Source organism: Cellulomonas sp. P5_E12, from assembly GCF_054049315.1.
In genome coordinates this window covers 64259-90572 of sequence record NZ_JBFUMP010000007.1, presented here as the reverse complement: position 1 = coordinate 90572, position 26314 = coordinate 64259, and the positions used below count along the sequence as shown (strand labels likewise).

General features: G+C 73.6%; 26 protein-coding genes. 5 read left to right on the top strand and 21 right to left on the bottom strand.

The features are described 5' to 3' along the window. Positions 1–16 precede the first annotated feature (16 nt). From ACXJKA_RS08220 to ACXJKA_RS08210, 3 genes are all read right to left on the bottom strand, one after another. Positions 17–2407 (bottom strand): ATP-binding cassette domain-containing protein, encoded by a 2391-nt coding sequence (locus ACXJKA_RS08220; protein WP_456824699.1) that lies wholly within the window; start codon positions 2405–2407, stop codon positions 17–19. 87 nt (positions 2408–2494) lie between these two features. Next, a complete protein-coding gene (locus ACXJKA_RS08215) occupies positions 2495–2905 on the bottom strand; it encodes a VOC family protein (RefSeq protein WP_456824698.1) in 411 nt (136 codons plus the stop codon). A 5-nt stretch (positions 2906–2910) separates the two neighbouring features. After that, a complete protein-coding gene (locus tag ACXJKA_RS08210; protein WP_456824697.1) occupies positions 2911–3360 on the bottom strand; it encodes a helix-turn-helix transcriptional regulator in 450 nt (149 codons plus the stop codon). Between the two features lie 86 nt (positions 3361–3446). Here ACXJKA_RS08210 and ACXJKA_RS08205 point away from each other — a divergent pair, with 86 nt between their 5' ends. The 3 genes from ACXJKA_RS08205 to ACXJKA_RS08195 all read left to right on the top strand — a co-directional run bounded on the left by ACXJKA_RS08205 (position 3447) and on the right by ACXJKA_RS08195 (position 6807). Continuing rightward, positions 3447–5729 carry an LLM class flavin-dependent oxidoreductase gene (locus ACXJKA_RS08205; RefSeq protein WP_456824696.1) on the top strand — a complete coding sequence of 761 codons (2283 nt, stop codon included), beginning with the start codon at positions 3447–3449 and terminating at the stop codon, positions 5727–5729. A 4-nt stretch (positions 5730–5733) separates the two neighbouring features. After that, positions 5734–6210, top strand: a complete 477-nt coding sequence (locus tag ACXJKA_RS08200; protein WP_456824695.1) for a heme-degrading domain-containing protein — start codon at positions 5734–5736, stop codon at positions 6208–6210. 90 nt (positions 6211–6300) lie between these two features. Continuing rightward, a complete protein-coding gene (locus ACXJKA_RS08195; RefSeq protein ID WP_456824694.1) occupies positions 6301–6807 on the top strand; it encodes a hypothetical protein in 507 nt (168 codons plus the stop codon). 4 nt (positions 6808–6811) lie between these two features. Here ACXJKA_RS08195 and ACXJKA_RS08190 read toward each other — a convergent pair whose 3' ends face one another. Continuing rightward, a complete protein-coding gene (locus tag ACXJKA_RS08190) occupies positions 6812–7762 on the bottom strand; it encodes an aldo/keto reductase (RefSeq protein WP_456824792.1) in 951 nt (316 codons plus the stop codon). Positions 7763–7972: 210 nt separating this feature from the next. Between ACXJKA_RS08190 and ACXJKA_RS08185 the strand changes: the two genes are divergently transcribed. After that, positions 7973–8317 carry an RNA polymerase-binding protein RbpA gene (locus ACXJKA_RS08185; RefSeq protein ID WP_055914529.1) on the top strand — a complete coding sequence of 115 codons (345 nt, stop codon included), beginning with the start codon at positions 7973–7975 and terminating at the stop codon, positions 8315–8317. Between the two features lie 5 nt (positions 8318–8322). On the opposite strand, the gene ACXJKA_RS08180 is transcribed toward ACXJKA_RS08185, so the two are convergent. From ACXJKA_RS08180 to ACXJKA_RS08135, 10 genes are all read right to left on the bottom strand, one after another. Continuing rightward, positions 8323–9096, bottom strand: coding sequence for a polyprenol monophosphomannose synthase (locus ACXJKA_RS08180; RefSeq protein ID WP_456824693.1), 774 nt, complete (start codon positions 9094–9096; stop codon positions 8323–8325). Next, positions 9093–10658 (bottom strand): apolipoprotein N-acyltransferase, encoded by a 1566-nt coding sequence (gene lnt / locus ACXJKA_RS08175; RefSeq protein ID WP_456824692.1) that lies wholly within the window; start codon positions 10656–10658, stop codon positions 9093–9095. The genes ACXJKA_RS08180 and lnt overlap by 4 nt, the downstream gene beginning before the upstream one ends. 396 nt (positions 10659–11054) lie before the next feature. Then, complete coding sequence (locus tag ACXJKA_RS08170; protein WP_456824691.1) at positions 11055–12683, bottom strand: amidohydrolase; 1629 nt, start codon at positions 12681–12683, stop codon at positions 11055–11057. A gap of 52 nt (positions 12684–12735) precedes the next feature. After that, positions 12736–15594 carry a DEAD/DEAH box helicase gene (locus ACXJKA_RS08165; protein WP_456824690.1) on the bottom strand — a complete coding sequence of 953 codons (2859 nt, stop codon included), beginning with the start codon at positions 15592–15594 and terminating at the stop codon, positions 12736–12738. Positions 15595–15650: 56 nt separating this feature from the next. Then, a complete protein-coding gene (locus ACXJKA_RS08160; protein WP_456824689.1) occupies positions 15651–16565 on the bottom strand; it encodes a diacylglycerol/lipid kinase family protein in 915 nt (304 codons plus the stop codon). Then, positions 16562–17356 carry a twin-arginine translocase subunit TatC gene (gene tatC, locus ACXJKA_RS08155; protein ID WP_456824791.1) on the bottom strand — a complete coding sequence of 265 codons (795 nt, stop codon included), beginning with the start codon at positions 17354–17356 and terminating at the stop codon, positions 16562–16564. The genes ACXJKA_RS08160 and tatC overlap by 4 nt, the downstream gene beginning before the upstream one ends. Before the next feature lie 43 nt (positions 17357–17399). After that, positions 17400–17708, bottom strand: coding sequence for a Sec-independent protein translocase subunit TatA (gene tatA, locus ACXJKA_RS08150; protein ID WP_456824688.1), 309 nt, complete (start codon positions 17706–17708; stop codon positions 17400–17402). Positions 17709–17781: 73 nt separating this feature from the next. Then, positions 17782–18105, bottom strand: coding sequence for a hypothetical protein (locus tag ACXJKA_RS08145; protein ID WP_456824687.1), 324 nt, complete (start codon positions 18103–18105; stop codon positions 17782–17784). A 2-nt stretch (positions 18106–18107) separates the two neighbouring features. After that, positions 18108–19070 carry a helix-turn-helix transcriptional regulator gene (locus ACXJKA_RS08140; protein ID WP_456824686.1) on the bottom strand — a complete coding sequence of 321 codons (963 nt, stop codon included), beginning with the start codon at positions 19068–19070 and terminating at the stop codon, positions 18108–18110. Further along, positions 19063–20064: a helix-turn-helix transcriptional regulator gene (locus ACXJKA_RS08135; RefSeq protein ID WP_456824685.1), complete on the bottom strand. Its 1002-nt coding sequence runs from the start codon at positions 20062–20064 to the stop codon at positions 19063–19065. The genes ACXJKA_RS08140 and ACXJKA_RS08135 overlap by 8 nt, the downstream gene beginning before the upstream one ends. A 34-nt stretch (positions 20065–20098) precedes the next feature. Here ACXJKA_RS08135 and ACXJKA_RS08130 point away from each other — a divergent pair, with 34 nt between their 5' ends. Then, complete coding sequence (locus ACXJKA_RS08130; RefSeq protein WP_456824684.1) at positions 20099–21205, top strand: DUF3866 family protein; 1107 nt, start codon at positions 20099–20101, stop codon at positions 21203–21205. Here the strand turns inward: ACXJKA_RS08130 and ACXJKA_RS08125 are convergent. The 7 genes from ACXJKA_RS08125 to ribD are packed head-to-tail and all read right to left on the bottom strand — an operon-like array spanning position 21202 to position 26310. Then, positions 21202–21636: a PH domain-containing protein gene (locus tag ACXJKA_RS08125; protein WP_456824683.1), complete on the bottom strand. Its 435-nt coding sequence runs from the start codon at positions 21634–21636 to the stop codon at positions 21202–21204. The genes ACXJKA_RS08130 and ACXJKA_RS08125 overlap by 4 nt on opposite strands. Positions 21637–21647: 11 nt before the next feature. After that, positions 21648–22496 carry an ATP phosphoribosyltransferase gene (hisG, locus tag ACXJKA_RS08120; RefSeq protein ID WP_456824682.1) on the bottom strand — a complete coding sequence of 283 codons (849 nt, stop codon included), beginning with the start codon at positions 22494–22496 and terminating at the stop codon, positions 21648–21650. A gap of 11 nt (positions 22497–22507) precedes the next feature. Then, complete coding sequence (locus tag ACXJKA_RS08115; RefSeq protein ID WP_456824681.1) at positions 22508–22771, bottom strand: phosphoribosyl-ATP diphosphatase; 264 nt, start codon at positions 22769–22771, stop codon at positions 22508–22510. Beyond that, positions 22768–23262, bottom strand: coding sequence for a 6,7-dimethyl-8-ribityllumazine synthase (gene ribH / locus ACXJKA_RS08110; RefSeq protein ID WP_456824680.1), 495 nt, complete (start codon positions 23260–23262; stop codon positions 22768–22770). The genes ACXJKA_RS08115 and ribH overlap by 4 nt, the downstream gene beginning before the upstream one ends. Then, positions 23259–24626 carry a 3,4-dihydroxy-2-butanone-4-phosphate synthase gene (gene ribB, locus ACXJKA_RS08105; RefSeq protein WP_456824679.1) on the bottom strand — a complete coding sequence of 456 codons (1368 nt, stop codon included), beginning with the start codon at positions 24624–24626 and terminating at the stop codon, positions 23259–23261. The genes ribH and ribB overlap by 4 nt, the downstream gene beginning before the upstream one ends. Then, on the bottom strand, positions 24623–25234 hold the full coding sequence (locus tag ACXJKA_RS08100; protein ID WP_456824678.1) for a riboflavin synthase: 612 nt from the start codon (positions 25232–25234) through the stop codon (positions 24623–24625). The genes ribB and ACXJKA_RS08100 overlap by 4 nt, the downstream gene beginning before the upstream one ends. Further along, positions 25234–26310: a bifunctional diaminohydroxyphosphoribosylaminopyrimidine deaminase/5-amino-6-(5-phosphoribosylamino)uracil reductase RibD gene (gene ribD, locus ACXJKA_RS08095; protein ID WP_456824677.1), complete on the bottom strand. Its 1077-nt coding sequence runs from the start codon at positions 26308–26310 to the stop codon at positions 25234–25236. Before ribD ends, ACXJKA_RS08100 begins: the two co-directional genes overlap by 1 nt. Positions 26311–26314: the final 4 nt, after the last annotated feature.

Here is a 26314-nt window from a genome sequence, read left to right as displayed (position 1 = left end):
GKCCACTCCCCCGGCGTCAGGCGCCGACGTACGTCGCCAGGTGCTCGCCCGTGAGCGTGGCGCGCCGGGCGACGAGGTCCGCGGGGGTGCCCTCGAAGACGATCGAGCCGCCGTCGTGGCCGGCGCCCGGACCGAGGTCGACGATCCAGTCGGCGTGCGCCATGACCGCCTGGTGGTGCTCCACGACGATCACGGACTTGCCGGAGTCGACCAGGCGGTCGAGGAGGCCGAGCAGGCGCTCGACGTCGGCGAGGTGCAGGCCGCTGGTCGGCTCGTCGAGGACGTAGATGCCGCCCTTCTCCCCCATGTGCGTCGCGAGCTTGAGCCGCTGGCGCTCGCCGCCGGACAGCGTCGGCAACGGCTGCCCGAGACTCACGTAGCCGAGCCCGACATCGGCGAGCCGGTCGAGGACGGCGTGCGCGGCCGGCGTGCGGGCCTCCCCCGCGCCGAAGAACTCCTCGGCCTCGACCACGGACATCGCCAGGACCTCGCTGATGTCGCGGCCGCCCAGCTTGTACTCCAGGACCGACGCTTGGAAACGCTTTCCCTCGCACTCCTCGCAGGTGGTGGCCACGCCCGCCATCATCGCGAGGTCCGTGTAGATGACGCCCGCGCCGTTGCAGGTGGGGCAGGCACCCGCGGAGTTGGCGCTGAACAGGGCCGGCTTGACGCCGTTGGCCTTGGCGAACGCCTTGCGGATGGGCTCGAGCAGGCCCGTGTACGTCGCCGGGTTGCTCCGGCGGGACCCCTTGATGGCGCCCTGGTCGATCGACACGACGCCCGCACCGGCCGGGATCGACCCGTGCACGAGCGAGCTCTTGCCCGAGCCGGCGACGCCGGTGACAACGACGAGCACGCCCAGAGGGATGTCGACGTCGACGTCCTGCAGGTTGTTGGCCGTGGCCCCCCGGATCTCCAGCGCGCCGGTGGGCGTCCGCACGGTGTCCTTGAGCCGGGCCCGGTCGTCGAAGTGCCGGCCCGTGAGGGTCCCGCTGGTCCTCAGCTCCTCGACGCTGCCCTCGAAGCAGATGGTGCCGCCCGCGGTACCCGCACCGGGACCCAGGTCGACCACATGGTCAGCGATGACGATGGTCTCGGGCTTGTGCTCGACCACCAGCACGGTGTTGCCCTTGTCGCGCAGCCGCAGCAACAGGGCGTTCATGCGCTGGATGTCGTGCGGGTGCAGCCCCACGGTGGGCTCGTCGAAGACGTACGTGACGTCGGTGAGCGAAGAGCCGAGGTGCCGGATCATCTTGATGCGCTGCGCCTCGCCGCCCGAGAGCGTGCCGGACGGCCGCTCCAGCGAGAGGTAGCCGAGGCCGATGTTCACGAACGAGTCGAGGGTCTCCTGCAGCGAGACGAGCAGCGGCGCCACGGATGGCTCGTTGAGCCCGCGCACCCACTCGGCCAGGTCGCTGATCTGCATCGCACACGCGTCGGCGATGTTGACGTCGCCGATGCGGGACGACCGGGCACCCTCGTTGAGGCGGGTGCCACCGCAGTCCGGGCACGTGCCGAACACGACGGTGCGCTCCACGAACGCGCGGATGTGCGGCTGCATCGCCTCGACGTCCTTGGACAGGAACGACTTCTGGATCTTCGGGACCAGGCCCTCGTAGGTGAGGTTGATGCCCTCGACCTTGATCTTGGTCGGCTCCTTGTAGACGAGGTCGTGCAGCTCCCGCTTGGTGAAGTCCCGGATCGGCTTGTCCGGGTCGAAGAAGCCGCTGCCGGCGAAGATCCGGCCGTACCAGCCGTCCATGCTGTAGCCGGGGATCGTCAGCGCGCCCTCGTTGAGCGACTTGGAGTCGTCGTAGAGCTGGCTCAGGTCGATGTCGCTGACCTTGCCCGTGCCCTCGCACCGCGCGCACATGCCGCCGGTGATCGTGAAGCTCCGCCGCTCCTTGGTGGTGGTGCCCCCGCGCTCGATGGTCACCGCACCGGCGCCCGAGATCGACGCGACGTTGAAGGAGAACGCCTGGGGCGAGCCGATGTGCGGCTGACCGAGCCGGCTGAACAGGATGCGGAGCATCGCGTTGGCGTCGGTGGCCGTGCCGACCGTCGAGCGGATGTTCGCGCCCATCCGCTCCTGGTCGACGATGATCGCGGTGGTCAGTCCGTCCAGGACATCGACGTCCGGCCGCGCCAGCGTCGGCATGAAGCCCTGCACGAAGGCGCTGTACGTCTCGTTGATCATCCGCTGCGAGTCCGCGGCGATCGTGCCGAACACCAGCGAGCTCTTGCCCGACCCGGAGACGCCGGTGAACACCGTCAGGCGCCGCTTCGGGAGCTCGACGCTCACGTCCTTGAGGTTGTTGACGCGCGCGCCCTGGACGCGGATCAGGTCGTGGCTGTCAGCGGGGTGCCGCGCCGGCGCCGTCGCGTCCGTCCGGGTGTCCGTGCTCATCGTGTCTCCGTCTGTCGGGCGGGGGCGAGGTCGTCGTCGGCGTCGTCTGGCTCGATCTTGCCAAGCATCGCGCGGGAGGCGCGCCTCTCAGCCCACGGCGTTGATGCGGACGAGGTTGCCCGCCGGGTCGCGGAAGGCGCAGTCGCGGACGCCGTACGGCTGGTCGGTGGGCTCCTGGACGACCTCGGCGTCGCTGGCCTGGAGCCGGTCGAAGACGCCGTCCAGGTCGTCGGTCGCCAGGGTGATGGCCCCGTAGCTGCCCTTGGCGATGAGCTCGAGGATGGTGCGGCGCTCGTCGTCGGTGAGGCCCGGCTCCGCGGCCGGCGGGTGCAGCACGATGGACGTGCCGGGCTGGTTGACGGGACCGACCGTGATCCAGCGCATCCCCTCGTACCCGACGTCGTTGCGGACCTCGAAGCCGAGAGCGTCGCGGTAGAAGGCGAGCGCGGCCTCGGGGTCGGTCTGCGGCAGGAACGTGTAGTGGATGCTGATGTCCATGTCGGTCACGCTAGCTGTGGCTCCGCGGGCCGTGCTTCTCGATTCCTGACCGGTCGAGTCACCGTCTTGGCGATGCACGCGGGCAGCTCCGGCCTCGGCGGTGCGGTCCGCGCGCGGTAAGTGCTGGGCGGGATGCCGACCAGCTCGGTGAACCGCGTGCTGAAGGTGCCCAGCGACGAGCAGCCGACCGCGAAGCAGACCTCGGTGACACTGAGGTCCCCGCGGCGCAGCAGCGCCATGGCGCGCTCGATCCGCCGTGTCATGAGGTACGCGTACGGCGACTCGCCGTACGCGAGCCGGAACTCCCGGCTGAGGTGCCCCGCCGACATGTGCGCGCCGCGCGCGAGCGCCTCGACGTTCAGCGGCTGCGCGTACTCCCGGTCGATCCGGTCGCGGACCCGACGCAGCCGCGCGAGATCGCGCAGGTGCTGCTCGAAGGCGGGATCGTGGGTCATCTCCACGATCGTGCCACGCCCGACCGACACACGGCCGGGTGGCGTTATAGTTGAAGCATCAATCAGTTGTCCGGAGGGAACCCCGCATGCCCGACTACGGCCACGAGCTCCTCCTCGGCACCTTCCTGACGCCGTCCGCGAAGGACCCGCAGCAGGTGGTCGCCCTCGCCCAGGCGAGCGAGCGGGCGGGGTTGGACCTGGTGACGTTCCAGGACCACCCGTACCAGCCGGCGTTCCTCGACACGTGGACGCTCCTGTCCTGGGTCGCGGCCTCCACGGAGCGCGTGCACGTCGCGGGGAACGTGCTCAACCTGCCCCTGCGGCCGCCCGCGGTCCTGGCCCGCGCGGCGGCGAGCCTCGACCTGCTGTCCGGCGGCCGGTTCGCGCTCGGGCTCGGCTCCGGGGCGTTCTGGGACGCGATCGTCGCGATGGGCTCGCCGCGGCTCACGCCCGGGCAGGGCGTCGACGCCCTCGACGAGGCGATCGACATCATCCGGGGCATCTGGGACGCCGACGAGCGACGACCGCTGCGGGTGGACGGGACGCACCACCAGGTGCAGGGCGCGAAGCGCGGACCGGCGCCGGCCCACGACGTGCCGATCTGGCTCGGCGCGTACAAGCCGCGCATGCTCGGCCTCGTGGGGCGCAAGGCGGACGGGTGGCTCCCGAGCCTGGGCTACCTCCAGCCCGGCGACCTCGCGGCCGGGAACGCGCGGATCGACGACGCCGCGCAGGCCGTAGGGCGCGACCCGCGGGAGATCCGTCGGCTGCTGAACCTCGGCGGCGGCTCGTTCTCCGGCTCCGGGTTCCTGCAGGGGCCGCCGGAGCGCTGGGTCGACGACCTGCTCCCCCTCGTCCTCGACGACGGCATCGGCACCTTCATCCTGGGCAGCGACGATCCCGCGGTCATCGCGGTGTTCGGCGCGGAGGTCGCGCCGGCGCTGCGGGCCGCGGTCGCCGCCGAGCGTGCGTCGGCCGGCACCGCGACCGGATCGGTCCGCCCGGCGATCGCCCTGGCCAAGCGGCGCCCCGGGATCGACTACGACGCCGTGCCCGCCTCCCTCGTCGCGACCGCCGTGGAACCCGGCGACCGCGAGTACGGGCGCGTCCGCTCGTCGTACGTCTACGCCGGCTCCCCCGGCCTCGTGCTGCGCCCGCGGGACGCGCAGGGCGTCAGCGACGCGCTGGTGTTCGCGCGCGCCCAGGACGTGCCCTTCGCGGTGCGCAGCGGCGGGCACGGGATCAGCGGCAGGTCGACCAACGACGGCGGGATCGTCATCGACCTCGGCGCGCTGGACACGGTCGAGGTGCTCGACCGCGAGCGGCGGATCGTGCGTCTCGGCGCCGGGGCGCGCTGGGGGGACGTCGCGGCTGCCCTCTCGCCGCACGGCCTGGCCATCAGCTCCGGCGACTACGGTGACGTCGGCGTGGGCGGCCTCGTGACCGCCGGCGGTCAGGGCTTCCTGGGCCGCTCGTACGGCCTCACGCTCGACCACGTGGTCGCCGCGGAGCTCGTGCTGGCCGACGGTCGGGTCGTGCGCGCGGACGCCGATCACGAGCCCGACCTGCTCTGGGCCGTGCGTGGCGCGGGCGCCAACTTCGGCATCCTCACGGCGGTCGAGATCGAGGCCGCCGAGGTGGGCAACGKYGTCTACGCGACGATCGTCTACGACGCGACGGACACCGCGCCGTTCGTCGAGGCCTGGGCGGCGCTGGTCGAGGCATCGCCGCGCCGGCTCACCAGCTTCCTCACGCTGGCGTCGGCGCGCGGGCAGAACCCCGCGGTCGGCTACGCGATCATCGTCTGGGCCGACGACGACACCGAGGCGGCGATCGTCGCCCTCGAGCGGTTCCTCGACCTCGCCCCCGTGCTCCAGCAGCAGGCCCAGCTGGTCCCGTACGCGGCCACCGTCGCCGCCCACCACGGCGAGCACACGGGCGGCGCGGACTCGGCCGCACGGGGCGGGCTTGTCGAGCACGTGACGCCCGAGCTCGCCGAGCTGCTCGGGGATCTCGTCGCCGCGGGTGACGCCGACATGGTCCAGCTCCGGGCGGTGGGCGGCGCCGTGAACGACGTGGCTCCGGATGCCACCGCCTACGCACACCGGACCCAGAACTTCTCGCTGCTCGCGTCGGTGGGTGGGCGTCGGCGCGCCCAGATCGACGCGTGGTGGGAGCGCCTCGCGCCGCACCTGGACGGCGTCTACCTCAGCTTCGAGACGAACCAGTCCCCCGAGCGGATCGCCGAGGCGTTCCCGCCGCCGACGTTGGCCCGCATCGGCCGCCTCAAGGCGATCTATGACCCCGAGCACGTGTTCGACGGCAACTTCGGCGTCGCTCCCCTGGTGGCCGATCCCGTGCCACGATGACCGGATGAGCACGCAGGACGACGTCGCCGGCACGATCGCCCAGGTCGAGCAGCAGGAGCACGACCTGGTCTTCACCACCTTCACGCACGACGACGCGTGGCGCCTCGGCTGCCTGCTCGTCGAGCTCGCCCAGGAGCGCGACCTGCCCGTGACCGTCGACATCCGGCGCGGCACGCAGCAGCTGTTCCACGCCGCGCGCCCGGGCACCACGCCGGACAACGACAGCTGGGTCGAGCGCAAGGTCCGGGTGGTCGAGCGCTTCGGCGCGTCGTCGTTCCTCGTCGGGCTGCGCGCCAAGGCCAAGGGCACCACCTTCGCCGCCCAGCACGACCTGCCGCTCCAGGAGTTCGCCGCCCACGGAGGGGCGTTCCCCGTCCGGGTCCGCGACGTCGGCATCGTCGGCGTGGTGACCGTGTCCGGCCTCCCCCAGGCCGACGACCACGCCCTCGTCGTCGAGGCCGTGGCCGCGCACCTGGCCTGAGCCGCCCGCAGCCCCGGCCGCCCGCCGCCCTTTCCCCAGACCGCGGCGCCGGGCCGTCCACGAGGCCGATCCCGAGCCAGGGTTCCTCGCATGACGGAGCTCGGGGACGACAGATGGTTCGACGATGACGACGAGGACGACGACGCCTGGGCCGACGAGCCCTGGGGCGTGGACGACGGCGGGCCGGACCACGACCTGCCGGACCCCCCGGGCGCGCGGCTGGGCTCGGCGGGTGACGCCCTGGCCGTCGTGCTCGACCTCGTCGGCCCCGAGCGAGCCGGTCCGCCCGCGCTGTGGTTCGTCCTGCTCGACGCGGAGGACCGCACGCTCCCGGTGGTCCTGCCGATCATCGACGTCCCGCTGCGCGCCGACCGGGTCGTGACCCGTCAGCTCATGCGGGTGCTCGCCTCGGTCCTGCGGTCCGCGGGCGAGGGCGGGTCGGTGGTCGTCGGGCTCGTCCGCGCGGCCGGCGGGGACCGCGGGGCGTTCGAGACCTCCTGGCTGCCGGCCCTGCGGCAGGCCGCCGACGACGCCGGCGTCCGCGTGTGGGCCGTCGTCGCGCTGGGCGCGAGCCGCGCCCGGGTCCTCGAGTGGTGAGCGTTCAGGGCGTGGGGCCGGGCGCCGCCTCGTCGATCGCCGCGAGCTGCTCGAGGTCCGGCTCCCACGCGATCGCCGCGACGTTGGCACGCAGCTGCTCGGGGGTGCGTGCGCCGGCGATGACCGTGGAGACGGCCGGCTGCGCGGCCAGGCCGCCGAGCGCCACAGTCGGCAGGTCGACATCCCACTGCGCGGCCAGCGCCGCCAGTGCGTCGATGCGGTCGAAGTCCGCCCGCGCCAGCCGGTCGGGCATGCGCGTGAGCCGGGTGCCCTCGGGCGCCGCCTCGTCGCGCCGGTACTTGCCGGTCAGCAGTCCGGAGGCCAGCGGGACGTACGGGATGAGCCCGACCCCGACCTGCTCCAGCGCGGGCACCAGCTCCGCCTCCGCGCGACGGTCGAGCAGGTTGTACCGGTTCTGCGCGGACACGAACGGCGACGTGCCGGCGGTGCGGGCGCTCCAGTCGGCGTCCACCACCTGCCACGCCGCGAAGTTCGACGAGCCCAGGTACCGGACCTTGCCCTCGGTCACCAGCTCCTGCAGCGCGGCGAGGGTCTCCTCGATCGGCGTCACGGGATCCGGGGCGTGCATCTGGAGCAGGTCGATGTGGTCGGTGCCCAGCCGCGCCAACGAGCTCTCGACGGCCCGGCGCACGTACCGGCGCGAACCGCGGACGCCCCAGTCGGGGCCGTTGAGCCCGCCGGTGTCCATGCCGAACTTGGTGGCGACGACCACGTCCTGGCGGTCCCTGCCCAGGGCGGCGCCCAGGAGCTCCTCGCTCTGGCCCGGGGTCCCGCCGTAGACGTCCGCCGTGTCGAAGAAGGTGATGCCGGCGTCCAGGGCGGCCGCGACCAGGGCCGGGACGCCGTCGGGCGGCAGCGTGGCCCCGAAGGTGTTGCACCCGAGACCCGCCACGGAGACGACGAGGCCGCTGTCCCCGAGCTGTCGGAAGGACATCTCGCCGCCGGTGCGGGAGGCTGGAGTGGTGGACGTGGGGACCGGCGCGGAAGGATTGCTCACCCGGGCAACCCTAAGCCTCTCCCCCGCACACCACCGGCGTTCACCAGACCTTCACGTGGACCTGGAACACTAGAGGGGCGACCACCGTTGACATCGGTGGAAGTTCTCACTCTCGACGGCCGTACAACGGCACGGAGGTTCCCCAAGATGGCAAACCGGTCCCTGCGCGGCATGCGCATCGGGTCCCACAGCATGGAGACCGAGGACGGCGTTGAGTTCGCCCCCCGGCTCCAGGCTCACTACGACTGCCCCAACGGGCACACCATCATCCTGCCGTTCTCGGTCGAGGCCGACGTCCCGGTGGTGTGGGAGTGCCGGTGCGGCGAGGAGGCGCTCCTGCGTGACGCGTCCAAGCCCGAGGTGAAGGCCGGCAAGCCGCCGCGCACCCACTGGGACATGCTGCTCGAGCGCCGCACCGTAGGCGAGCTCCAGGAGCTGCTCGACGAGCGCCTGGACCTGCTCCGCTCGGGCAAGCTGCGCCGCAGCGCCTAAGGCTCTCAGCCCTTAGTACGACGGAACGCTCCCGCCACACGGCGGGAGCGTTCTGCTATCCCCCACCGGGTCACGCTGATCAGGGCCTCGACCACGATGGCGCGGCTCATCTTCGAGTGGCCCAGCTCGCGCTCGACGAAGGTGATGGGCACCTCGACCACGCGGGCGCCCGACTTCACGGCACGCCAGGCCATGTCGACCTGGAAGCAGTAGCCCTGCGAGGCGATGTCGCCGTGCGTGAGCTCTTCCAGCAGCTCGGCGCGGTAGGCGCGGAAGCCGCCGGTCGCGTCCTTGAGCGGGATGCCGAGCACGAGCCGGGTGTACGTGTTCGCCCCGCGGGACAGCACGTGGCGGCTGAACGGCCAGTTCACGACGCTGCCGCCCGGGACCCAGCGCGAACCCAGCACGAGGTCGGCGTCGGCGATCCGGTCCAGCAGCAGCGGGAGATCCTGCGCCCGGTGCGAGCCGTCCGCGTCCATCTCGACGACGACGTCGTAACCGCGCTGCAGCGCCCACCCGAAGCCCGCGACGTAGGCGGTCCCGAGGCCGAGCTTGCCCGACCGGTGCAGGACGTGGATGCGGCGGGTGCCGTCGTCGTCGGCCTCGCGCTCGGCGATCTTCTCCGCGAGCTCCCCGGTGCCGTCGGGCGAGCCGTCGTCGACCACCAGGACGTCCGCCCACGGCACGTGCGTGCGCAGGCGCGCGAGAGCACCGGGCAGGTTCTCGCGCTCGTCGTACGTGGGGACGACCACCAGCACGCGCTGCGGGGTCTCGGTCATGCGGCAGTCCCGTTCCGGTCGTCTCGACGCATGCGGCGTGCGCCGGCCACACCGGCGAGCACCACGCACACCGCGAGGGCATCGATGATCCATGCGGGCCACGCGCCCAGCCTCGTCGCGGGCGTCAGCGTGTCGCGCAGAGGAAGGGTAGCCACCATCTGCTCGGCGGTGAAGAGACCGGTCTGCTGGCTGACCACGCCGTTGGGCTCGATGACCGCACTGACCCCGACCGTGGAGATCTGCACGGTCGCGCGGCCGTGCTCGATCGCGCGGATGCGGGACATCGCGAGCTGCTGGGTCGACTCGTCGGACACCCCGAACGAGGCGTTGTTCGTCTGCACGACCAGCACCTCCCCCCCGGCGCGCACGGTCTCGCGCACGATGTCGTCGTAGGCGACCTCGAAGCAGATGACGTCGCCGATGCCCACGGTCCGCCCGAGGCGCTCCGAGTCGAGCGGGACGTAACCGGGCTTGTCGCCGGGGATCATGTCGCGCGTCACCAGGTCCACGGCGGACGAGAAGTGCCGGACGAACGAGCGGATCGGGATGTACTCCGCGAACGGCGCCGGGTGCTGCTTGGTGTACGTGGCGGTGATGCCGACGCCAGGCTCCCAGAGCACCGCGGTGTTGTAGCGGCCGCCGCTGGGCGGGTACTGGACCGTGCCGACGAGCATGGGCGCGTCGACGGCCTGGGCGGCGCCGTCGATGAGACCGGCGGCCTTCTGGTCCACCTGCGGGTCGATGTCGGTGCCGTTCTCCGGCCACAGCACCAGGTCGAGGTCGCCGGGTTCCACCTGGTCGAGCAGCGCCAGCGTGCCCTCCACGTGGTTGTCCAGCACGGCCTCGCGCTGCCCGAACGCGTCGAGGCCGGTGCCGGGGACGTTGCCCTGCACGGCGCCCACCTTCAGCGACCCGTTCTCCGCCTGCGTGTCGAGCGGGACGAGGAGCCCCACGAGCAGGACGGCGGCCACGACGGCCAGGGACGCCACCAGGCGGCCGACGCGCAGGCGGCGGGCGGCCAGCAGGATCTGGGCGAGCAGCACGCCGATGACGACGACGGCAGCGGTCAGGAGGGGCGAGCCGCCGAGCGAGGCCAACGCCGCGAGCGGAGAGTCGGCCTGGGAGAACGCCAGGCGCCCCCACGGGAACCCGCCGAACGGCCACGCCGCGGCCAGCTCCTCGGTCGCGACGAAGAGGATCGTGAAGACGACGACCTGCAGGCCGACGCTGCGCCACACGGCGTTGCCGCGGCGTGCCCAGGCCCACGCGGCGCCGAACAGGGCGAAGTAGAGGGCCTCGAGGGTGCTGAGCGCGATCCAGGGCACCTGGCCGACGGCGTCGTTGGCCCAGGTGATCAGGGGGCCGACGAACGACAGTCCCCAGAGGAGGCCGACGAGGGCGTTCCAGCGCGCGCTGTCGCGACGCAGGGCCAGGAAGAGGAGGGCCACGCCGACGAAGGCCGCGCCCCACCATCCCGGTGCAGGGAACGCGAGGCGGGTGAGCACGCCACCCGTGACGGCGAGGACGAGAGTCCACCAGCGGGCGGGTTCACGGGCGGGCACCCCAGGAGGGTACGACAGCCGGCTGTGCTCCGACCGACCGGCCCGCGTGTCCTTCGTACCGGTCGGCGTGCAGGCGCACGGACCGTTGTCTACTGAACACGCGGGCCCGGTCGGAGCCCTACCCCCTACCGCGTTCCCCAGGCCCGACGTCGTCGTGGGCATGTCGCCGCGGTGGATCTCCTGAGGAACCTACCGAGATCCAGAGGCGTGTCAAGGCGGCGTCGGCGCAGGTGAGAGCCGTACCTGCAGGTCACCCGCGCACCATCGGTCCTGTCTGTACCGTTCGGCTCGGCGTGTCGTCGCGCGTGTCGTCGGATCCGGTGGAAAGGGACGGTTCCGATCGACCGCGCGCGCCGCAGAATTCACCCGCTCGGCCCGATCCGCTCGGGTGGCGGGTCAGAACGTGTCGTGCAATACGACGCCACCGCGGACCGTCCGCAGGCACGTCGGCGGCGTCGCGTCCGGCGACATGTCGGGCAGGAGCGGGATCCCCGCACGCGCGTCGGTGCTCCACGCCGAGAACCGTCCCTCCGCCGCCTGGACGGTCAGGTGCTCGGCGCGCCACACGGCGAGGTGGGCCGGGGAGCCCACGCGAAGCTCGCCGGCGCCCGTGTGGTCGAGGCCGGCGACGCGCCACCCGCCGCGGGTGGACGCGCGGAAGGCCGCGCGCGCMGAGATCCGCTGGTCCGCGGCGTGGTGCTGCACCGCGGCGCGCACGCCGGCCCAGGGGTCGACGGCGGTGACGGGTGAGTCCGAGCCGAACGCGAGCGGGACGCCGGCGGCCGCCAGGTCCGCGAACGGGTTCAGCGCCGCCGCCCGACCGGCGCCGAGGCGGGTGGCGTACATGCCGTCGGGACCGCCCCACGCCGCGTCGAAGGCCGGCTGCACGCTGAGCCGCACCCCGAGGAGCACCAGGGCGGCGAGCGTCGGGGCGTCGACCATCTCGGCGTGCTCGAGGCGGTGGCCCATCCGGGCGATCGCGTCCGGACCCTCCACGTCCACGGCTGCGCGCAGGCCGAGCAACAGCTCGTCCATCGCGCGATCGCCGATGACGTGGAAGCCCGCCTGGACGCCCGCACGCGTGACGGCCGTGAGGTGGTTGCAGATCTGCTCGGCGGTCAGGTACAGCACGCCCTGGTCGCCGGCGGCGTCGGTGTACGGCGCCCGCACGGCGGCGGTGTGCGATCCCAGTGAGCCGTCCACGTTGAGGTCGCCGCCGATCCCGGTGAGGCCGGGGATGGCCGCGAGGATCTCGCGGGCGTCGTCGACGGTCACGCACACCTCCCCGCGGTAGGCGACGAGGTGTGGCAGCCCGTCGCGCGGGTCCGCCGTGAGCTCGAGCAGCTCGACCAGGCCGGCGCGGGTGTCGATCGAGGGGGCGCTGTGCTCGTGCACGGAGACGACCCCCCGCGCCGCGGCGTGCTCGAGGGCCTTGCGGTACAGCGCCGTGCGACGCTCCGGGGAGACGGCGCGGGCGGCGTCGCGGGCGGCGTGGTGCGCGTCCCGCTCGACGCGGCCGTCGAAGCTCCAGCCGGGGAGCAGGTCGAGGCCGGCGTCGCGGGACAGGGCGCTCGAGACGACCGCGGAGTGGACGTCCACGCGGGCGAGGTAGACGGGGGCACCGCCCGCGGCCGCGTCGAGCTCCTCGCGCGTGGGCGGGCGGCCCTCCGGCCAGCGCAGCTCGTCCCAGCCGAAGCCCAGCACCGGCGAGCCTGTCGGGGTGATGGCGGCCGCGCGGTGCACGGCGTCGAGCGCGTCGGCCAGCGTGTGCACGCCCGCCTCCGGTGACAGGTCGACGCTCTCGAGCGCGAGGCCCGTCTCGAGCACGTGGACGTGGGCGTCGACGAACCCCGGGGCGACCAGCGCGCCATCGAGGTCGATCACCTCGTCCGCGCGGGACACCATGCCGTCCGCCGTGTCGTCGGCGCCGAGCCAGACGACCGTGCCGTCCTCGACGAGCAGGGCTTCGGCGAACGGGTCGGCGGACGTATGGACGGCGCCGTGGCGGTAGAGGGTCGAGCTCACATCGGCACACGATAGGGCAGGTCAGACCCCTCCACCCGAGCGCGTGCCCCGGCTACACCGACGAGTACGCCACGACCCCGTGCCGGAGCGCCTCGACGGCCTGCCGCGCAGTGTCCCGGACGCGCTGGTGCGGGGCGGCCTGGGACACCTGGTCGAGCACGTCGATGACCTGCTTGCACCAGCGCACGAAGTCGCCGGCGGACAGCTCGCTGCCCTTGAGCACCGCGTCGAGGCTCCGGCCGGCCGCCCAGCGGTGCACGGCCTCGACCAGCCCGGCGTCGAGCGGCTGGATCGTCTCCACCTTGTGCGCGGTCTCGAGGTCGTCGAGCTCCGACCACGCCCGCACCGTGGCGTCGAGGGCGACGCCGAGCCTGCTGTTCGGGCCGCCGGGGATGCGCGGCTCGCCCTGGTCGTCGCGACGCGAGCGGTACACCAGCGTGGAGATCGCGGCCGCCAGGCCGGGCGCGTCGAGCTCGTCGAACACGCCGCGCCGCAGGCACTCGGCCAGCAGCAGGTCGTTCTCCGCGTAGATCCGGCGCAGCCAGCGCCCGTCGTCGGTGACCTGGAGTGCGCCGCGGCCGGCGTCGTCTGAGGTCTGCGCGAGGTAGCCCAACCGCTGCAGCACGTCGCAGATGCGGTCGAACACCGCCGCGATCGACCCGGTGCGACCGGCGATCCGGGCGACGAGGGCGTCGTGCTCCCCCGCCAGCCGGGCCCAGCGTTCCGCCCAGCGGGCGTGCTCCTCGCGGTCCGGGCAGCTGTGGCAGGGATGGGCTCGCAGGCGGCGCCGCAGCGCGGCGATCTCGGCGTCGTCGGCCGCGGCGCGCTGGCCGCCCTTGGGCCGGTCCTTGCGGGTGGGCCCCTTGTCGGCGCCGACCGACGACCGCAGGGAGGCGGCGAGATCCCGTCGCGCCGCAGGGACCCGCGCGGTGAAGCCCTTGGGCACGCGGAGGAACCCGACGGTGCGCACGCCGGTGCCGACGTCGGCGACCGTGAGCTTGCGCACCTGACGGTCGACGGTGAGCACGGTGGGGCGCGGACCGTCGAAGCCTGCGTCGCCGCCGGGGTCGATGACGACCGCATGACCGGACCGGCGGCCCACCGGGATCTCGAGGACGTCACCGACGCGCAGGCCCTCCAGCGTGCGCGCCACCTCGGCCCGGCGCGCCTGCGCCTCGGCACGGGTCAGGTCCTTCTCGCGCGCCGTGATCTCGCGCCGCAGCGCCGCGTACTCCGCGAAGTCCCCCTGGTGGCAGACCATCGCGCGGGCGTACCCCTCCAGGGCCTCTGCGTGCCCCTGTGCCTGCCGCGCGAGGCCGACCACGCCCCGGTCGGCCTGGAACTGCGCGAAGGACGTCTCCAGGACCTCACGCGCCCGGTCGCGGCCCACCTGCGCCACGAGGTTGACCGCCATGTTGTAGGTGGGTCGGAAGCTCGAGCGCAGCGGGTAGAGGCGCTTGGACGCCAGCCCGGCCAGCTGCACCGGGTCGAGCCCCGGGTGGGCGACGACGACGGCGTGCCCCTCCGTGTCGATGCCGCGGCGGCCCGCCCGGCCGGTCAGCTGGGTGTACTCCCCCGGGGTGACGTCCACGTGGTTGGAGCCGTCCCACTTGACCAGCTTCTCCATGACGACGGACCGCGCCGGCATGTTGATGCCGAGCGCCAGCGTCTCCGTCGCGAACACGACCTTGACCAGTCCCCGCGAGAACAGGTCCTCGACGGTCTCCTTGAACAGCGGCAGCATCCCCGCGTGGTGCGCGGCCACCCCGCGCGACAGGGCGTCGGCGAACTCCCAGTAGCCGAGCACGTCGAGGTCCTCGGGCGGCACCGCGGCGCAGCGCTCCTCGACGATGCGGCGGATCTCGCTCTGCTCCGCCGGCGTGGTGAGACGGACGCCGGCCGCGAGGCACTGCTGGACGGCCCCCTGGCACCCCGCGCGGGAGAAGATGAAGACGATCGCCGGCAGCAGACCGTCCCGGTCGAGGGCGTCGACGACGGCGAACCGCGGCGTCGGTCGGCCACCGCCGGGGCGAGCTCCACCACCCGGTCGTGGGCGCCCGCTCCGGTCGCGCGGACCTCGGCGCGGCTGTCCCACCTCCTCGCGGTTGCTCCGGCGCAGCAGGTGCGTGAGGTCGGGGTTGATCGGCGGGTCGACGCCGGGGTCGGTGGGGTCCACGTGACCGGCGTACAGGTCGAGGAGGTCCCCGCGTACCAGGACGTGCTGGCCCAGCGGGACCGGCCGGTGCTCGCTCACGACCACCGTCGTGTCGCCGCGCACGGTGGCCAGCCAGTCGCCGAACTCCTCCGCGTTGGACACGGTCGCGGAGAGGGAGACCAGCTGCACGTCGTCGGTGAGGTGGATGATCACCTCTTCCCACACGGGTCCGCGGAACCGGTCCGCGAGGTAGTGCACCTCGTCCATGACGACGAACCCGAGCCCCTGGAGAGTCGGCGAGCCCGCGTAGAGCATGTTGCGGAGCACCTCGGTCGTCATGACGACCACGGGCGCCTCGCCGTTGATCGTCGTGTCGCCGGTGAGCAGGCCGACGCGCTCGGGGCCGTAGCGGCGGACCAGGTCCGAGTACTTCTGGTTGGAGAGCGCCTTGATGGGCGTGGTGTAGAACGCCTTGCGGCCCGAGGTGAGCGCCAGGTGGACCGCGAACTCCCCGACGACGGTCTTGCCCGCGCCGGTCGGTGCCGCGACGAGGACGCCGCTGCCGCGCTCGAGCGCCTGGCACGCGTCGACCTGGAACTCGTCGAGCGGGAAGCCCAGCAGCTCCCGGAACTGGCCGAGCTCGCTGCGGTCGACCTCGGCCCGGCGGCGGGCGGCGGCGAACCTCTCGGCCGGTGAGGGCTCCGCCTGCGACGACGACGGGGACGGCGGGCCTGTCTTGCGGGAGCGGGACACCACAGGCACACCCTAGGCACACGCCGCGCGCGGTGGCCCGTACGCCGCGCTCAGCCCGCTCAGCAGAGGACCGACAGCGCCCCGGGGTCGACCGTCACGCGCAACGGGAGCGGGCCGATGCGCTCGCCGTCGGCGAAGGCGGCGGGCGGGAGCGCGCCGAGGTCGGTGAGCGGCTCGATGAGCACCGACCGGCTGCGCATGACCTCGACCGCCGGGTGGCCCACGTGCCGGCCCCGGTAGATGCCGGGGAAGATCTTCACGACGCCCGGCTTGCTGAACGGTCCCGCGACGACGACGTCGAGCAGGCCGTCGTCGACCACGGCGTCGGGCGCGATCTTGAGCCCACCCCCGATCCAGGGCACGTTGGCGACCGCCACGAGGGTGCCGGCCGACTCCCACACCGCGTCGTCCAGCGTCACGCGGTACCCGTACGGCCGGAACCGGCCCAGCTCGGCGGCGAGCGCCCGGACGTAGCGGCCCGACCCCTTGGGCCAGGTCATCTCGTTGGCACGCGCGTTGATCGCGGCGTCGAACCCGCAGGACAGCACGCCGAGGTACCACTCGTGCGCCGCGTGCTCCGGCGACCCCACGCGCACGGCGTCGATGCGGCGCGGCCCGTCCAGGAGGCCGTGCTCGATCGCGGCCACCGACGCCTCGACGTCCCCGCGCGGCAGCGCGAGCGTGCGGGCGATGTCGTTGCCGGTGCCCGCGGCGACGATGCCCAGCGGCAGGCCGGTGCCGGCCACCACGTTGACGCCGAGGTGCACCATGCCGTCGCCGCCGACGACGACGAGGGCGTCGAGCCCTTGCACCGCGGCCGCCCGCGCGCGGTCGGTGGCCTGCGCGAGCGTCGCGGCCGACAGGTCCTCGACCTTGTGCCCATGCGCCCGCAGGAGCTCGTGCGCGCGCCGGCCCGCCTGCGTGCCGCGTCCCTTGCCGGCGGTCGGGTTGACGACCACGCCGAGGTGGATCACGCGGCCGCTCCCGCGCCGCCGGGCTCGTCGTCCATCGTCCCGTCGAGGCGTGGGAGGCCCGCGGCGACGCGGCGCCGGTCCACGCGGCGGTCGTGGAGCACGCAGATGCCGAGCGCCACGAAGTAGAGGCCGCAGATGGGCAGGGCCACCGCGAGCATCGTCATCGCATCGGGCGTCGGCGTCATCACGGCCGCGAACACGAACGCGATCATCACGGCCCACCGCCAGCCCTTGCGCCACGTGGCGGCCGTGCCGATGCCGGCGAAGTTCAGGGCGACCATGACGACGGGCAGCAGGAACGCGATGCCGAACGCCAGCATGAGCCGCATGACGAAGCCGAGGTAGGTCTGCGCGTCGATGAGGTTGGTGGCCCCCGTCGGCGTGAACTCGGTGAGGAGCTTGACCGCGTTGGGCAGCGCCCACCACGCCACGAACGCCCCCGCCAGGAACAGCGGCACGGCCACGCCGAGGAAGCCGAACGCGTACACGCGCTCCTTGTGGTTCAGGCCGGGCGTGACGAACGCCCAGAACTGGTAGAGCCACYAGGGGCTGGAGATGATCACGCCGAGGAAGAACGAGATCTTCACGCGCATGTCGAACGACGTGGCGATGCCGGAGAAGTTCAGCGCGATGAGGCTGTCGCGCTCCTCCGCGACCCGCACCAGCGGCTGCTGCAGCGCGGTGAAGACGGGGTCGTAGAGGAACCAGCCGATCACGGCCCCGATGACGACGCCGATGGCGGCGAGGAAGAGGCGGCGGCGAAGCTCGACCAGATGTGCTCGCAGCGGCATCCGGCCGCCGGGTTCACCCCCGCGGCGGGCGTTCACGTGCGGGTCAGACCTTCGGCGGGGTGGTGCCCTCGGACGGCGCCTCGACGGGCCGGACGGGGGTGACGTACTGCGGCTCCACGGGAGCCGGCGCGACGGGCGGTGTCGCAGCGGCGGCCGGGGGTACGGGCGCCGCGGGGGGCACGGGGGTCGTGGCCGGGGCGTCGTCGGACTTGAGGTCCTGGACCTCGCTCTTGAAGATCTTCATCGACTGGCCCACGCTCTTGGCCAGGTCGGGCAGCCGCTTCGCGCCGAACAGCAGGACGACCACGAGCAGCACGATGATCACGTGCCATGCGCTCAGGTTTCGGAACACGTCGGATCCTCCGTCGGTATGTCGATGACCGAGTGATACTACCCGCGCCACCTGGGGATCAGGCGAGAACCGGTCAGCGCCAGTACGCGGCCCAGCGCTTGCGGGTGGCGATCCGTCGCTCCTCGCGCTCGGCACGCCGCCCCGCGGCCGCGGCCCGCAGCTCGGCCAGCCGGGCACGCAACGGCTCGGGGTCGGCGAAGAGCGTCGGCCCGGTGTCGACGGCCCCGCGCGCCGCCTGCAGCTCGTCGACCCRGTCGGCCAGCTGCGCAGCGACGTCCGCCGCGCGCGACAGCTCGCGGCCGAGCGCGATGCCCGACCGCCACAGGCGCCGCCCCAGGAAGAACGCGCCGGCCAGCGTCGCCAGCACGAGAAGCGTCCAGATCGAGAACCACAGCACGGTCAGCCCACCTCCCCGTAGGCCCGCAGGGCGGCCCGAGCGGCCGCCGCGACCTCCTGCGCCACGCGGGCCGGACGCACCTCGATCACGTCGTCCGCGACCTGCAGCACCAGGTGCCGCAACCACGCGTGCTGCACCACCCGGACGTCGACCTCGAACGAGCCGTCCTCGAGGTTGCGGACGGCGTCGACCGGCGTCGTCTCGGCCACCCAGCGCGCCCGGCTGGTGAGGTGGAGGGTCACCAGCTCACCCTCGGCGCTGGGCGAGAACACGTCGGCCCCGGCGCGCACCTTGTGGTCCACGCTCGGCGTGTCGAGCACGTCCGCATGGAGCACGCGGTCCACCCGGAACAGCCGCTCGCCGTCGACCAGCAGGCACCAGGCGAGCAGGTAGGAGCGCTCGTCGTCGGTGACCAGCCGGATCGGGTCGACGCCGCGCTCGGTGGTGACGTCGGACGCGTTGACGTACCGCAGGTGGAGCCGGCGCCCGTGGCGCAGCGCCGTCGCCACCGCAGCGGCGACCTCGGGTGCGGCGTCGACGGCGAGCTGGACGTCCACGGCCGCGGCCGCGTCTCCCGTGGCCGCGCTGAGCTTGGCCAGTGCCGACCGCAGGACGGCGGCGTTCTCGGGCTCCAGCGCGTCCCCGAGGGCGGAGTCGATCGCGCGCAGGGCGGCGACGAGCACGACGGCCTCGCGGGCACCGAGCCGCAGCGGCCGCGTCATCCCCCGCGACTCCGTCAGCCGGACCACACCCTGCTCGTAGGAGGCCGCGTCGAAGTCGATGAGGTCGTGCGGGTAGTACCCCGGGGTGCCGGTGACCCAGAGCGTGTCGATGTCGTCCATCACCTGCCGGTTGCTCACGCCGAACTGCGACCCGATCGCCTCCACCGAGACCTCGTCGTGGCGGTCCAGGTACGTGATCATGCCGAGCAGGCGCAGGAGCCTGTCGCTCGCGCGCTCAGCCATCGGTGGGCACCTCCTGGTCGAGCGTCGCCGCCGTGCGCAGCAGGTGCAGCACCGAGCTCCGCAGGCCGGCGGGGGCGAGCACGACGACCGCGTCGCCGTAGCCGACGAGCTCCTCGGCGAGCTCCCACTGGGCGCGGAACGGCACGTGGACGATGTCGCGGCCCGCGACGGGCTGCTCGGGCTCGTCGGGCGGGGCGGGTACCGCCCGCGCCCGTGCGGCGCTCGCGCGCTCCGGGAGGATGGCGAGCGTCGCGATGCGCTCCGGCCCGCTCCCCCAGGTCTGCAGCGCCTCCGCCAGCTCCTCGGCCGTCGGTGCCGTGAACGAGCCGGGCTCGCCGACCGTCCGGACCACTCCCTCCAACCGGCTCAACCGGAAGGATCGGCTGGCGCCCCGGTCGCGGTCGCGGCCCACGAGCACCCAGCCGCCGCGCCGCGCCAGCAGCTTCCACGGCTCGACGGTGCGCTCGCGCACCTCGCCCGTCGTCGCGGCGCGGTACGTGAACCGGACCGCCTGCCGCGCCTGGACGGCGTCGACCAGGGGCCCGAACGCCCCGCCGCCCGCCCGGACGCGCGGCGCGAGCCCGGCGACCAGGTCGGTCGACTCGGGGGCGTCGCCGACCGCGCGGAGCTTGGTCAGGGCGCGCGTGGTGTCCGCGCGGACGGACTGGTCCTGCCACACCTGCGCCGCCATGGCGAGCACCCCGAGCTCCGCCGCGGTGAGGTCCAGCGGCGGCAGGGCGTAGGCGTCGAGGTCGACCCGGTAGCCGATGTCGTCGCCGTGGCCCGCGTCGGTGACGGTGAGGATCGGGATGCCGAGGTCGCGCAGCGTGTCCTTGTCGCGCTCGAACATCCGCTCGAAGGCGTCGTCCGACGGTGCCTCCTGGTACCCGGCGACGCTGGTGCGCACCTGCTCCTTGGTCATCCGCCCGGCGGTGTTGACCAGGGCGATGACGAGGTTGAGCAGGCGTTCGGCGGGGGCGATCTGGGCGGCCATCGGGGACCACCGTAGTGGCCGGTAGCGTGGGCGTGTGATCACGTGGCGTGCGGGTGTCGTGGTGTCGCTCGGGTCCACGTGGCCGGGTGCGGCCGAGGTCAGGGTCGAGCTCGAGGCTCCCGTGGGCACCGCGACGGCCGGCGACACGGTTCGCGCCCTGGCGTTCCCCGCCCTGGTCGGCAGCCCCGAGATCGGCGACCGCGTGCTGCTCAACGTCTCGGCGCTGGCCCGCGGGCTGGGGACCGGGGGCTACGCGCTGGTCATCGCCCTGCCGGACCGCCCGCCGGTCGACCCGCCCGACGGGCCGGGTCACCTGGTCAAGGCCCGCTACACGCCCCTGCAGGCCATGGTGCTGGGGGTCGACGACCAGGAGTCGCCGCACCACGAGCTCCTGCGGGACGCCGACGACCTCGACGGCCTGCCGGTGGTGGTCGCCGACCTGCACTCAGCCCTGCCGGCGGTCGTCGCCGGCGCGCGGTTCGCCGCATCGCGGGCGGGCCGGACGCCGCCGCGGGTCGCGTACGTGATGACCGACGGAGGGGCGCTGCCGGCCTGGTTCTCCCGCACGATCGCGGGACTGCGGTCCGCGGGATGGATCGAGGCCTGCGTCACGACCGGTCAGGCGTTCGGCGGCGACCTCGAGGCGGTCACCGTGCACACGGGCCTGCTCGCCGCGAGGCACGTCGTCGGCGCCGACCTCGTGGTCGTCGCGCAGGGCCCCGGCAACCTCGGCACGGGCACGCGGTGGGGCTTCTCCGGGGTCGCGGCGGGCGAGGCGGTCAACGCGACCGCCGCGCTCGGCGGGMGACCGGTCGCGTCGCTGCGCGTGTCCGGCGCGGACGCGCGGGAGCGGCACCTCGGGGTGTCGCACCACTCGCTCACCGCCTACGGCCGGGTGGCGCTCGCGCCCGCCGACGTCGTCGTGCCGGTCCTCGACGGCGAGCTCGGACGACGGGTCAGCGAGCAGGCAGCGACGCTCGGCGGCCGGCACCGGCTGGTCGAGGTGGCCGCCGGTGACGATCTGCTCGCGGCGCTCGCGGACACCCCGGTCCGGCTCTCGACCATGGGCCGCGGCCTCGAACAGGATCCCGCGGCGTTCCTCGCCGCGGCGGCCGCGGGAGTGCACGCCGTCGGTCTCTAGTCGTCCCGCTGCGTCGTCGTGTGCATCGCGACGAGCGTCGCCAGGCGGCGCGCCTCGGACTCGGCGAACGGGCCGTCGGCCCGCTGGATGCCCATGACCGCGAGCGTGTCTCCGTCGGCGAGGTCGAGCTGCACCCACGGCCGCCCGGACCCGAACCGCACGGACACGATCTCGGCCCACTCGAGCCGGCGCGTGAAGACGAGGTTCCGGACGGTCAGCCCCTCGTCGTCGACGCGGGCGACGACCGACGCCTGGCGCCACAAGAACCAGGCGATGAGACCCCCGACGATCGCGAAGCCGAGCCGGTCGCCGGCCGTGAGGATGGGCAGGGCCAGCATGATCGCGATGGTGAGGGCGATCACGACGAGCGCCATGACCAGGGTGACGACGCGAGCGAACCGCGGCCGAAACGGTGCCGTCAGGTCGTCCACGGCTGGACCGCTCAGAGTCGGCACGCGTGGATCGACGTCACGAGGATCGCGCGCGCACCGATGTCGTACAGGGAGTCCATCACCCGGTTGGTCTGGTCGCGACGGACCATCGCCCGCACGGCCGCCCAGTCGCGGTTGTGCAGCGGTGACACCGTCGGCGACTCGAGGCCGGGCGTGATCGCGACGGCCCGGTCGACCAGGTCGAGCGGCACGTCGTAGTCCATGAGCACGTACTCGCGGGCCGTGAGCACGCCCTGCAGCCGCCGCGTCAGCACGTCGAGGCCGGCCGGCTCGGCACCGTCGGAACGGCGCACCAGCACGGCCTCCGAGCGCAGGATCGGGTCGGCGAAGATCTCCAGCCCGGCAGCGCGCAGCGTGGTGCCCGTCTCGACGACGTCCGCGATCACGTCGGCGACGCCGAGCTTGATCGCCGACTCGACCGCACCGTCGAGGCGCACGACACCCGAGGGGTGGATGCCGAGCGACTTCAGGTACGACGCGACCAGCACCGGGTAGGACGTCGCGACCCGGCGACCGCCCACCTGCGCGACGTCGCTCCACTCCCCCGCCGTCCCGGCGAACCGGAACGTCGAGCGAGCGAACCCGAGCGGCAGGTGCTCGACGGCCTCGGACTCCGAGTCGAGCATGAGGTCGCGGCCGGTGATACCGACGTCGACCGTGCCCGCCCCCACATACACGGCGATGTCCCGCGGGCGCAGGAAGAAGAACTCGACGTCGTTGTCCGGGTCGGGCAGCACGAGCTCGCGGGAGTCGCGACGCTGGCGGTACCCGGCCTCCTTGAGCATCTCGACGGCGGGCTCGGACAGGGAGCCCTTGTTCGGGACGGCGATCCTCAGCACGGTCGTTCTCCTCAGAGGTGGGTGTAGACGTCGGCGAGCGTCAGGCCGCGCGCGATCATCAGCACCTGCAGGTGGTAGAGGAGCTGCGAGATCTCCTCGGCCGCCCGCTCGTCCGACTCGTGCTCGGCCGCCATCCAGACCTCGGCGGCCTCCTCGACGACCTTCTTGCCGATGCCGTGCACGCCGGTGTCCAGCTCCGCGACCGTGCCGGAGCCCGCGGGGCGGGTGGCAGCCTTCTCCGAGAGCTCGGCGAACAGGGTGTCGAAGGTCTTCACGCGGGCACTCTAGACGGCACCGGACGAAGGGCGCGCAGGGCGACCACGGTCGCGACGGCGGCCTCCGCGGCCTCGGCGCCCTTGTCCTCGTGCGACCCCTCGAGACCGGCGCGGTCCAGTGCCTGCTCCTCGTTGTCGCAGGTGAGCACGCCGAACCCGACGGGGACGCCCGTGCGGATCCCGACGTCCGTGAGGCCGAGCGTCGCGCCCTGGCAGACGTACTCGAAGTGCGGCGTGCCGCCGCGGATGACGACGCCGAGCGCGACGACGGCGTCGGCACCGCCGGCGGCGGCGACCTGCGCCGCGACCGGGAGCTCGAAGGTGCCCGGCACGCGGACGATCGTGACGTCCTCGACGTGCGCGGCCTCCAGCGCCCGCTGCGCGCCCGCGAGCAGGCCGTCCATGACGACGGTGTGCCAGCTCGCCGCGATGACGACGACCTTCAGGCCGGTCCCGTCGACGGTCAGGGTGGGTGCTCCAGCACCGCTCATGCCAGGTCCTCCAGGTTCTCGAACGCGTGGTCGTCGTGGTCCGCGCCGGGCGTCGCCGGCGTGGCGTGCACGGGCGAGACCGCGATGGGCTCCCGCTCCGTGCCGGGCGGCAGGTGGAGCAGGTGCCCCATCGATGTCGCCTTGGTGCGCAGGTAGGCCTCGTTCTGCGGCGTGCGGCCCACCTCGAGGCTGTGGATCTCCGCGACGTCGATCCCGTGGGCGCGCAGCCCGGCCACCTTCGCCGGGTTGTTGGTGAGGAGGGTGATGCGCTGCACGCCGAGGTCGGTGAGGATCGCCGCCGCGGCGCCGTACTCGCGCCGGTCCGCGGGCCAGCCGAGGTCGAGGTTGGCCTCGACCGTGTCCCGACCCTCGTCCTGCAACGCGTAGGCCGCCACCTTGGCGAGCAGCCCGATGCCCCGGCCCTCGTGCCCCCGCAGGTAGATGACGGCGCCGCCCTGCTCGGCGGCCAGCTCGAGCGCGGCGTCCAGCTGGGGGCCGCAGTCGCACCGGGCGGAGCCGAAGGCGTCTCCGGTCAGGCACTCGGAGTGCACGCGGACCACCGGCGCCTCGGCCAGCCCGGCGGTCGGCACGAGAGCCACGTGCTCGGCGCCCGTGCGCAGGTCGCGGTAGCCGTGGATGCGGAAGTCGCCGTGCTTCGTCGGCAGGTACGCCGTGTGGGTCGCGTGCACGCGGTCCTTGGGCGGCGCGGCGACGGCCGCCTCGGCCGTGACGTCGTCCCCGTGCTGCGTGCGCCACGCGACGATGTCCTCGATGGTCAGCAGGACTAGGCCCTCGGCCTCCGCCAGCTGCGATGCCACGTCCAGCCGGGTCATCGTGCCGTCGTCGTTCACCAGCTCGGCGATGGCGCCGACGGGCTCCAGGCCGGCGAGCCGGCACAGGTCGACGGCCGCCTCGGTGTGGCCCGCCCGGTGCAGCACGCCACCGGGCACGGCCCGCAGCGGGAGCACGTGGCCGGGCCGGATGAGGTCCTCGCGGCCCGACGCGGGGTCGGCCAGCACGCGCAGGGTGCGCGCGCGGTCGGACGCCGAGATGCCGGTGGTCACCCCGGTCGCCGCGTCCACCGTCACCGTGTACGCCGTGCGCCGCGGGTCCTGGCTGTGCGGCACCATCAGCGGCAGGTCGAGCGCGTCAGCCCGCGACGCCGGCATGGGCGCGCACAGGTAGCCCGACGAGTGCCGGATGGTCCACGCGATCCACTCGGGCGTCGCCGACTGGGCGGCGAGGATGACGTCCGCCTCGTTCTCGCGGTCGGGCGAGTCCGCCACGAGCACCGGACGCCCCGCGCGCAGCGCCTCGAGCGCCTCCTCGACGGTGCCGGTCCGCACGCCGGTCGGGGCGGTCATCGCAGGATCCCCGCCGACGAGAGCAGCCGCTCGGTGTACTTGGCCAGCACGTCGACCTCCAGGTTGACCCGCGCGCCGGGCGCGAGCGTGCCGAGGGTCGTCGCCTCGAGCGTGGTCGGGATGAGGGAGACTCCGAACGACTCGTCGGTGACGTGGGTGACCGTGAGCGAGATGCCCGAGACGGCGATCGACCCCTTCTCGGCGACGTACCGCGCGAGCTCCGGCGCGAGGCCGATCTCGATGTCGTCCCACCGCGGCCCGGGCGACCGGCTCAGGATGGTGCCGACGCCGTCGACGTGACCCTGCACGACGTGCCCGCCATACCGGCCGCCGACCGGCAGCGCGCGCTCGAGGTTGACCGGGCTCGACACGCCGACGTCCTCCAGCGCGCTGCGGCGCAGGGTCTCGGGCATGACGTCCGCGAAGAACGTGCCGTCACCCGGGAGCTCCGTCACCGTGAGACAGACGCCGGAGACGCTGATCGAGTCGCCCAGGTGGGCGTCGGACACGACGAGCGGGCCGCGGACCCGCAGACGGGCGTCTGACCCGTTGGGGTCATGCTCGATGGCCTCGACGGTGCCGATCTCCTCGACGATTCCGGTGAACATCAGTGCTCCTCCGTGGGGCTGTGCGGGGCGTGGTGCGAGTCGACGGTCGCGACGACAAGGACATCGGGACCGAGCGGGATGACGGATCGGGTGGTCAGGCGCAGGGCGCCGCCGATGCTGGTGACGCCGAGGTCGGCCATGGCGGACGGTCCGGAGCCGAGCAGGACGGGTGCGACGTAGGCGTGCACCTCGTCGACGAGCCCCGCCCGCAGGAATGCGGCGGCGAGCGTGGGGCCGCCTTCGACGAGCAGGTGCCGGACCTCGCGCGCGGAGAGCACGCCCAGCACCTCCGCGGGGTCGTGCGTCCGGACGTGGACCAGCTCGCCGCCCGGGCCGCGCACGCGGGCGTCCGGCGGGAGGTCGCGGTGGCCGACGACCACCCGCAGCGGCTGGTCTCCGTGCAGCTCCCCGGCCGCGTTGCGTGCGGTCAGCGACGGGTCGTCGGCCAGGGCGGTGCCGGTCCCGACCGCGATGGCGTCGACCTCGGCGCGCAGGTCGTGCGCGTGGTGCCGCGAGACCTCCGAGGTGATCCACCGGCTCGAGCCGTCCGCGGCGGCGATGCGCCCGTCCAGCGAGGTGGCGATCTTCAGGGTGACGAACGGGCGACCGCGCTCGACGGAGGGCAGCCAGGCGCCCAGGAGTGCCCGTCCCTCGTCGGCCAGCAGCCCGGTCTCGACCTCGACGCCCGCGGCACGCAGCCGCTCGGCTCCCCCGGCGGCGACCGGGTTGGGGTCGGGCACCGAGACGACCACGCGTGCGACCCCGGCGTCGAGCAGTGCCACGGAGCACGGGCCCGTGCGGCCGGTGTGGTTGCACGGTTCGAGGGTGACGACGGCGGTCGCCCCGCGCGTCGACATCCCCCGCTCGGCCGCGTCCGTCAGCGCCGCGACCTCGGCGTGCGGCGTGCCGGCTCCGCGGTGCCAGCCCTCGCCGATCAGCTCGCCGGACGGGCTCAGGAGCACGGCACCGACGCGGGGGTTGGGGCCGTTCGCGGGCCCGCGCCGCGCGATCTCGAGCGCCCGCCGCATGGCGTCGGTCTCGGAGGGTGCGCGCACACCGGTCTCGGTGCGGGCCATGTGT

What these genes read in the sequence shown, in the direction of transcription:
- ACXJKA_RS08220 (WP_456824699.1), bottom strand. Translation starts at nt 2,407, where the DNA reads ATGAGCACGGACACCCGGACGGACGCGACGGCGCCGGCGCGGCACCCC.
- ACXJKA_RS08215 (WP_456824698.1), bottom strand. Translation starts at nt 2,905, where the DNA reads ATGGACATCAGCATCCACTACACGTTCCTGCCGCAGACCGACCCCGAG.
- ACXJKA_RS08210 (WP_456824697.1), bottom strand. Translation starts at nt 3,360, where the DNA reads ATGACCCACGATCCCGCCTTCGAGCAGCACCTGCGCGATCTCGCGCGG.
- ACXJKA_RS08200 (WP_456824695.1), top strand. Translation starts at nt 5,734, where the DNA reads ATGAGCACGCAGGACGACGTCGCCGGCACGATCGCCCAGGTCGAGCAG.
- ACXJKA_RS08195 (WP_456824694.1), top strand. Translation starts at nt 6,301, where the DNA reads ATGACGGAGCTCGGGGACGACAGATGGTTCGACGATGACGACGAGGAC.
- ACXJKA_RS08190 (WP_456824792.1), bottom strand. Translation starts at nt 7,762, where the DNA reads ATGTCCTTCCGACAGCTCGGGGACAGCGGCCTCGTCGTCTCCGTGGCG.
- ACXJKA_RS08185 (WP_055914529.1), top strand. Translation starts at nt 7,973, where the DNA reads ATGGCAAACCGGTCCCTGCGCGGCATGCGCATCGGGTCCCACAGCATG.
- ACXJKA_RS08180 (WP_456824693.1), bottom strand. Translation starts at nt 9,096, where the DNA reads ATGACCGAGACCCCGCAGCGCGTGCTGGTGGTCGTCCCCACGTACGAC.
- ACXJKA_RS08140 (WP_456824686.1), bottom strand. Translation starts at nt 19,070, where the DNA reads ATGGCTGAGCGCGCGAGCGACAGGCTCCTGCGCCTGCTCGGCATGATC.
- ACXJKA_RS08135 (WP_456824685.1), bottom strand. Translation starts at nt 20,064, where the DNA reads ATGGCCGCCCAGATCGCCCCCGCCGAACGCCTGCTCAACCTCGTCATC.
- ribH (WP_456824680.1), bottom strand. Translation starts at nt 23,262, where the DNA reads ATGAGCGGTGCTGGAGCACCCACCCTGACCGTCGACGGGACCGGCCTG.
- ribB (WP_456824679.1), bottom strand. Translation starts at nt 24,626, where the DNA reads ATGACCGCCCCGACCGGCGTGCGGACCGGCACCGTCGAGGAGGCGCTC.
- ACXJKA_RS08100 (WP_456824678.1), bottom strand. Translation starts at nt 25,234, where the DNA reads ATGTTCACCGGAATCGTCGAGGAGATCGGCACCGTCGAGGCCATCGAG.
- ribD (WP_456824677.1), bottom strand. Translation starts at nt 26,310, where the DNA reads ATGGCCCGCACCGAGACCGGTGTGCGCGCACCCTCCGAGACCGACGCC.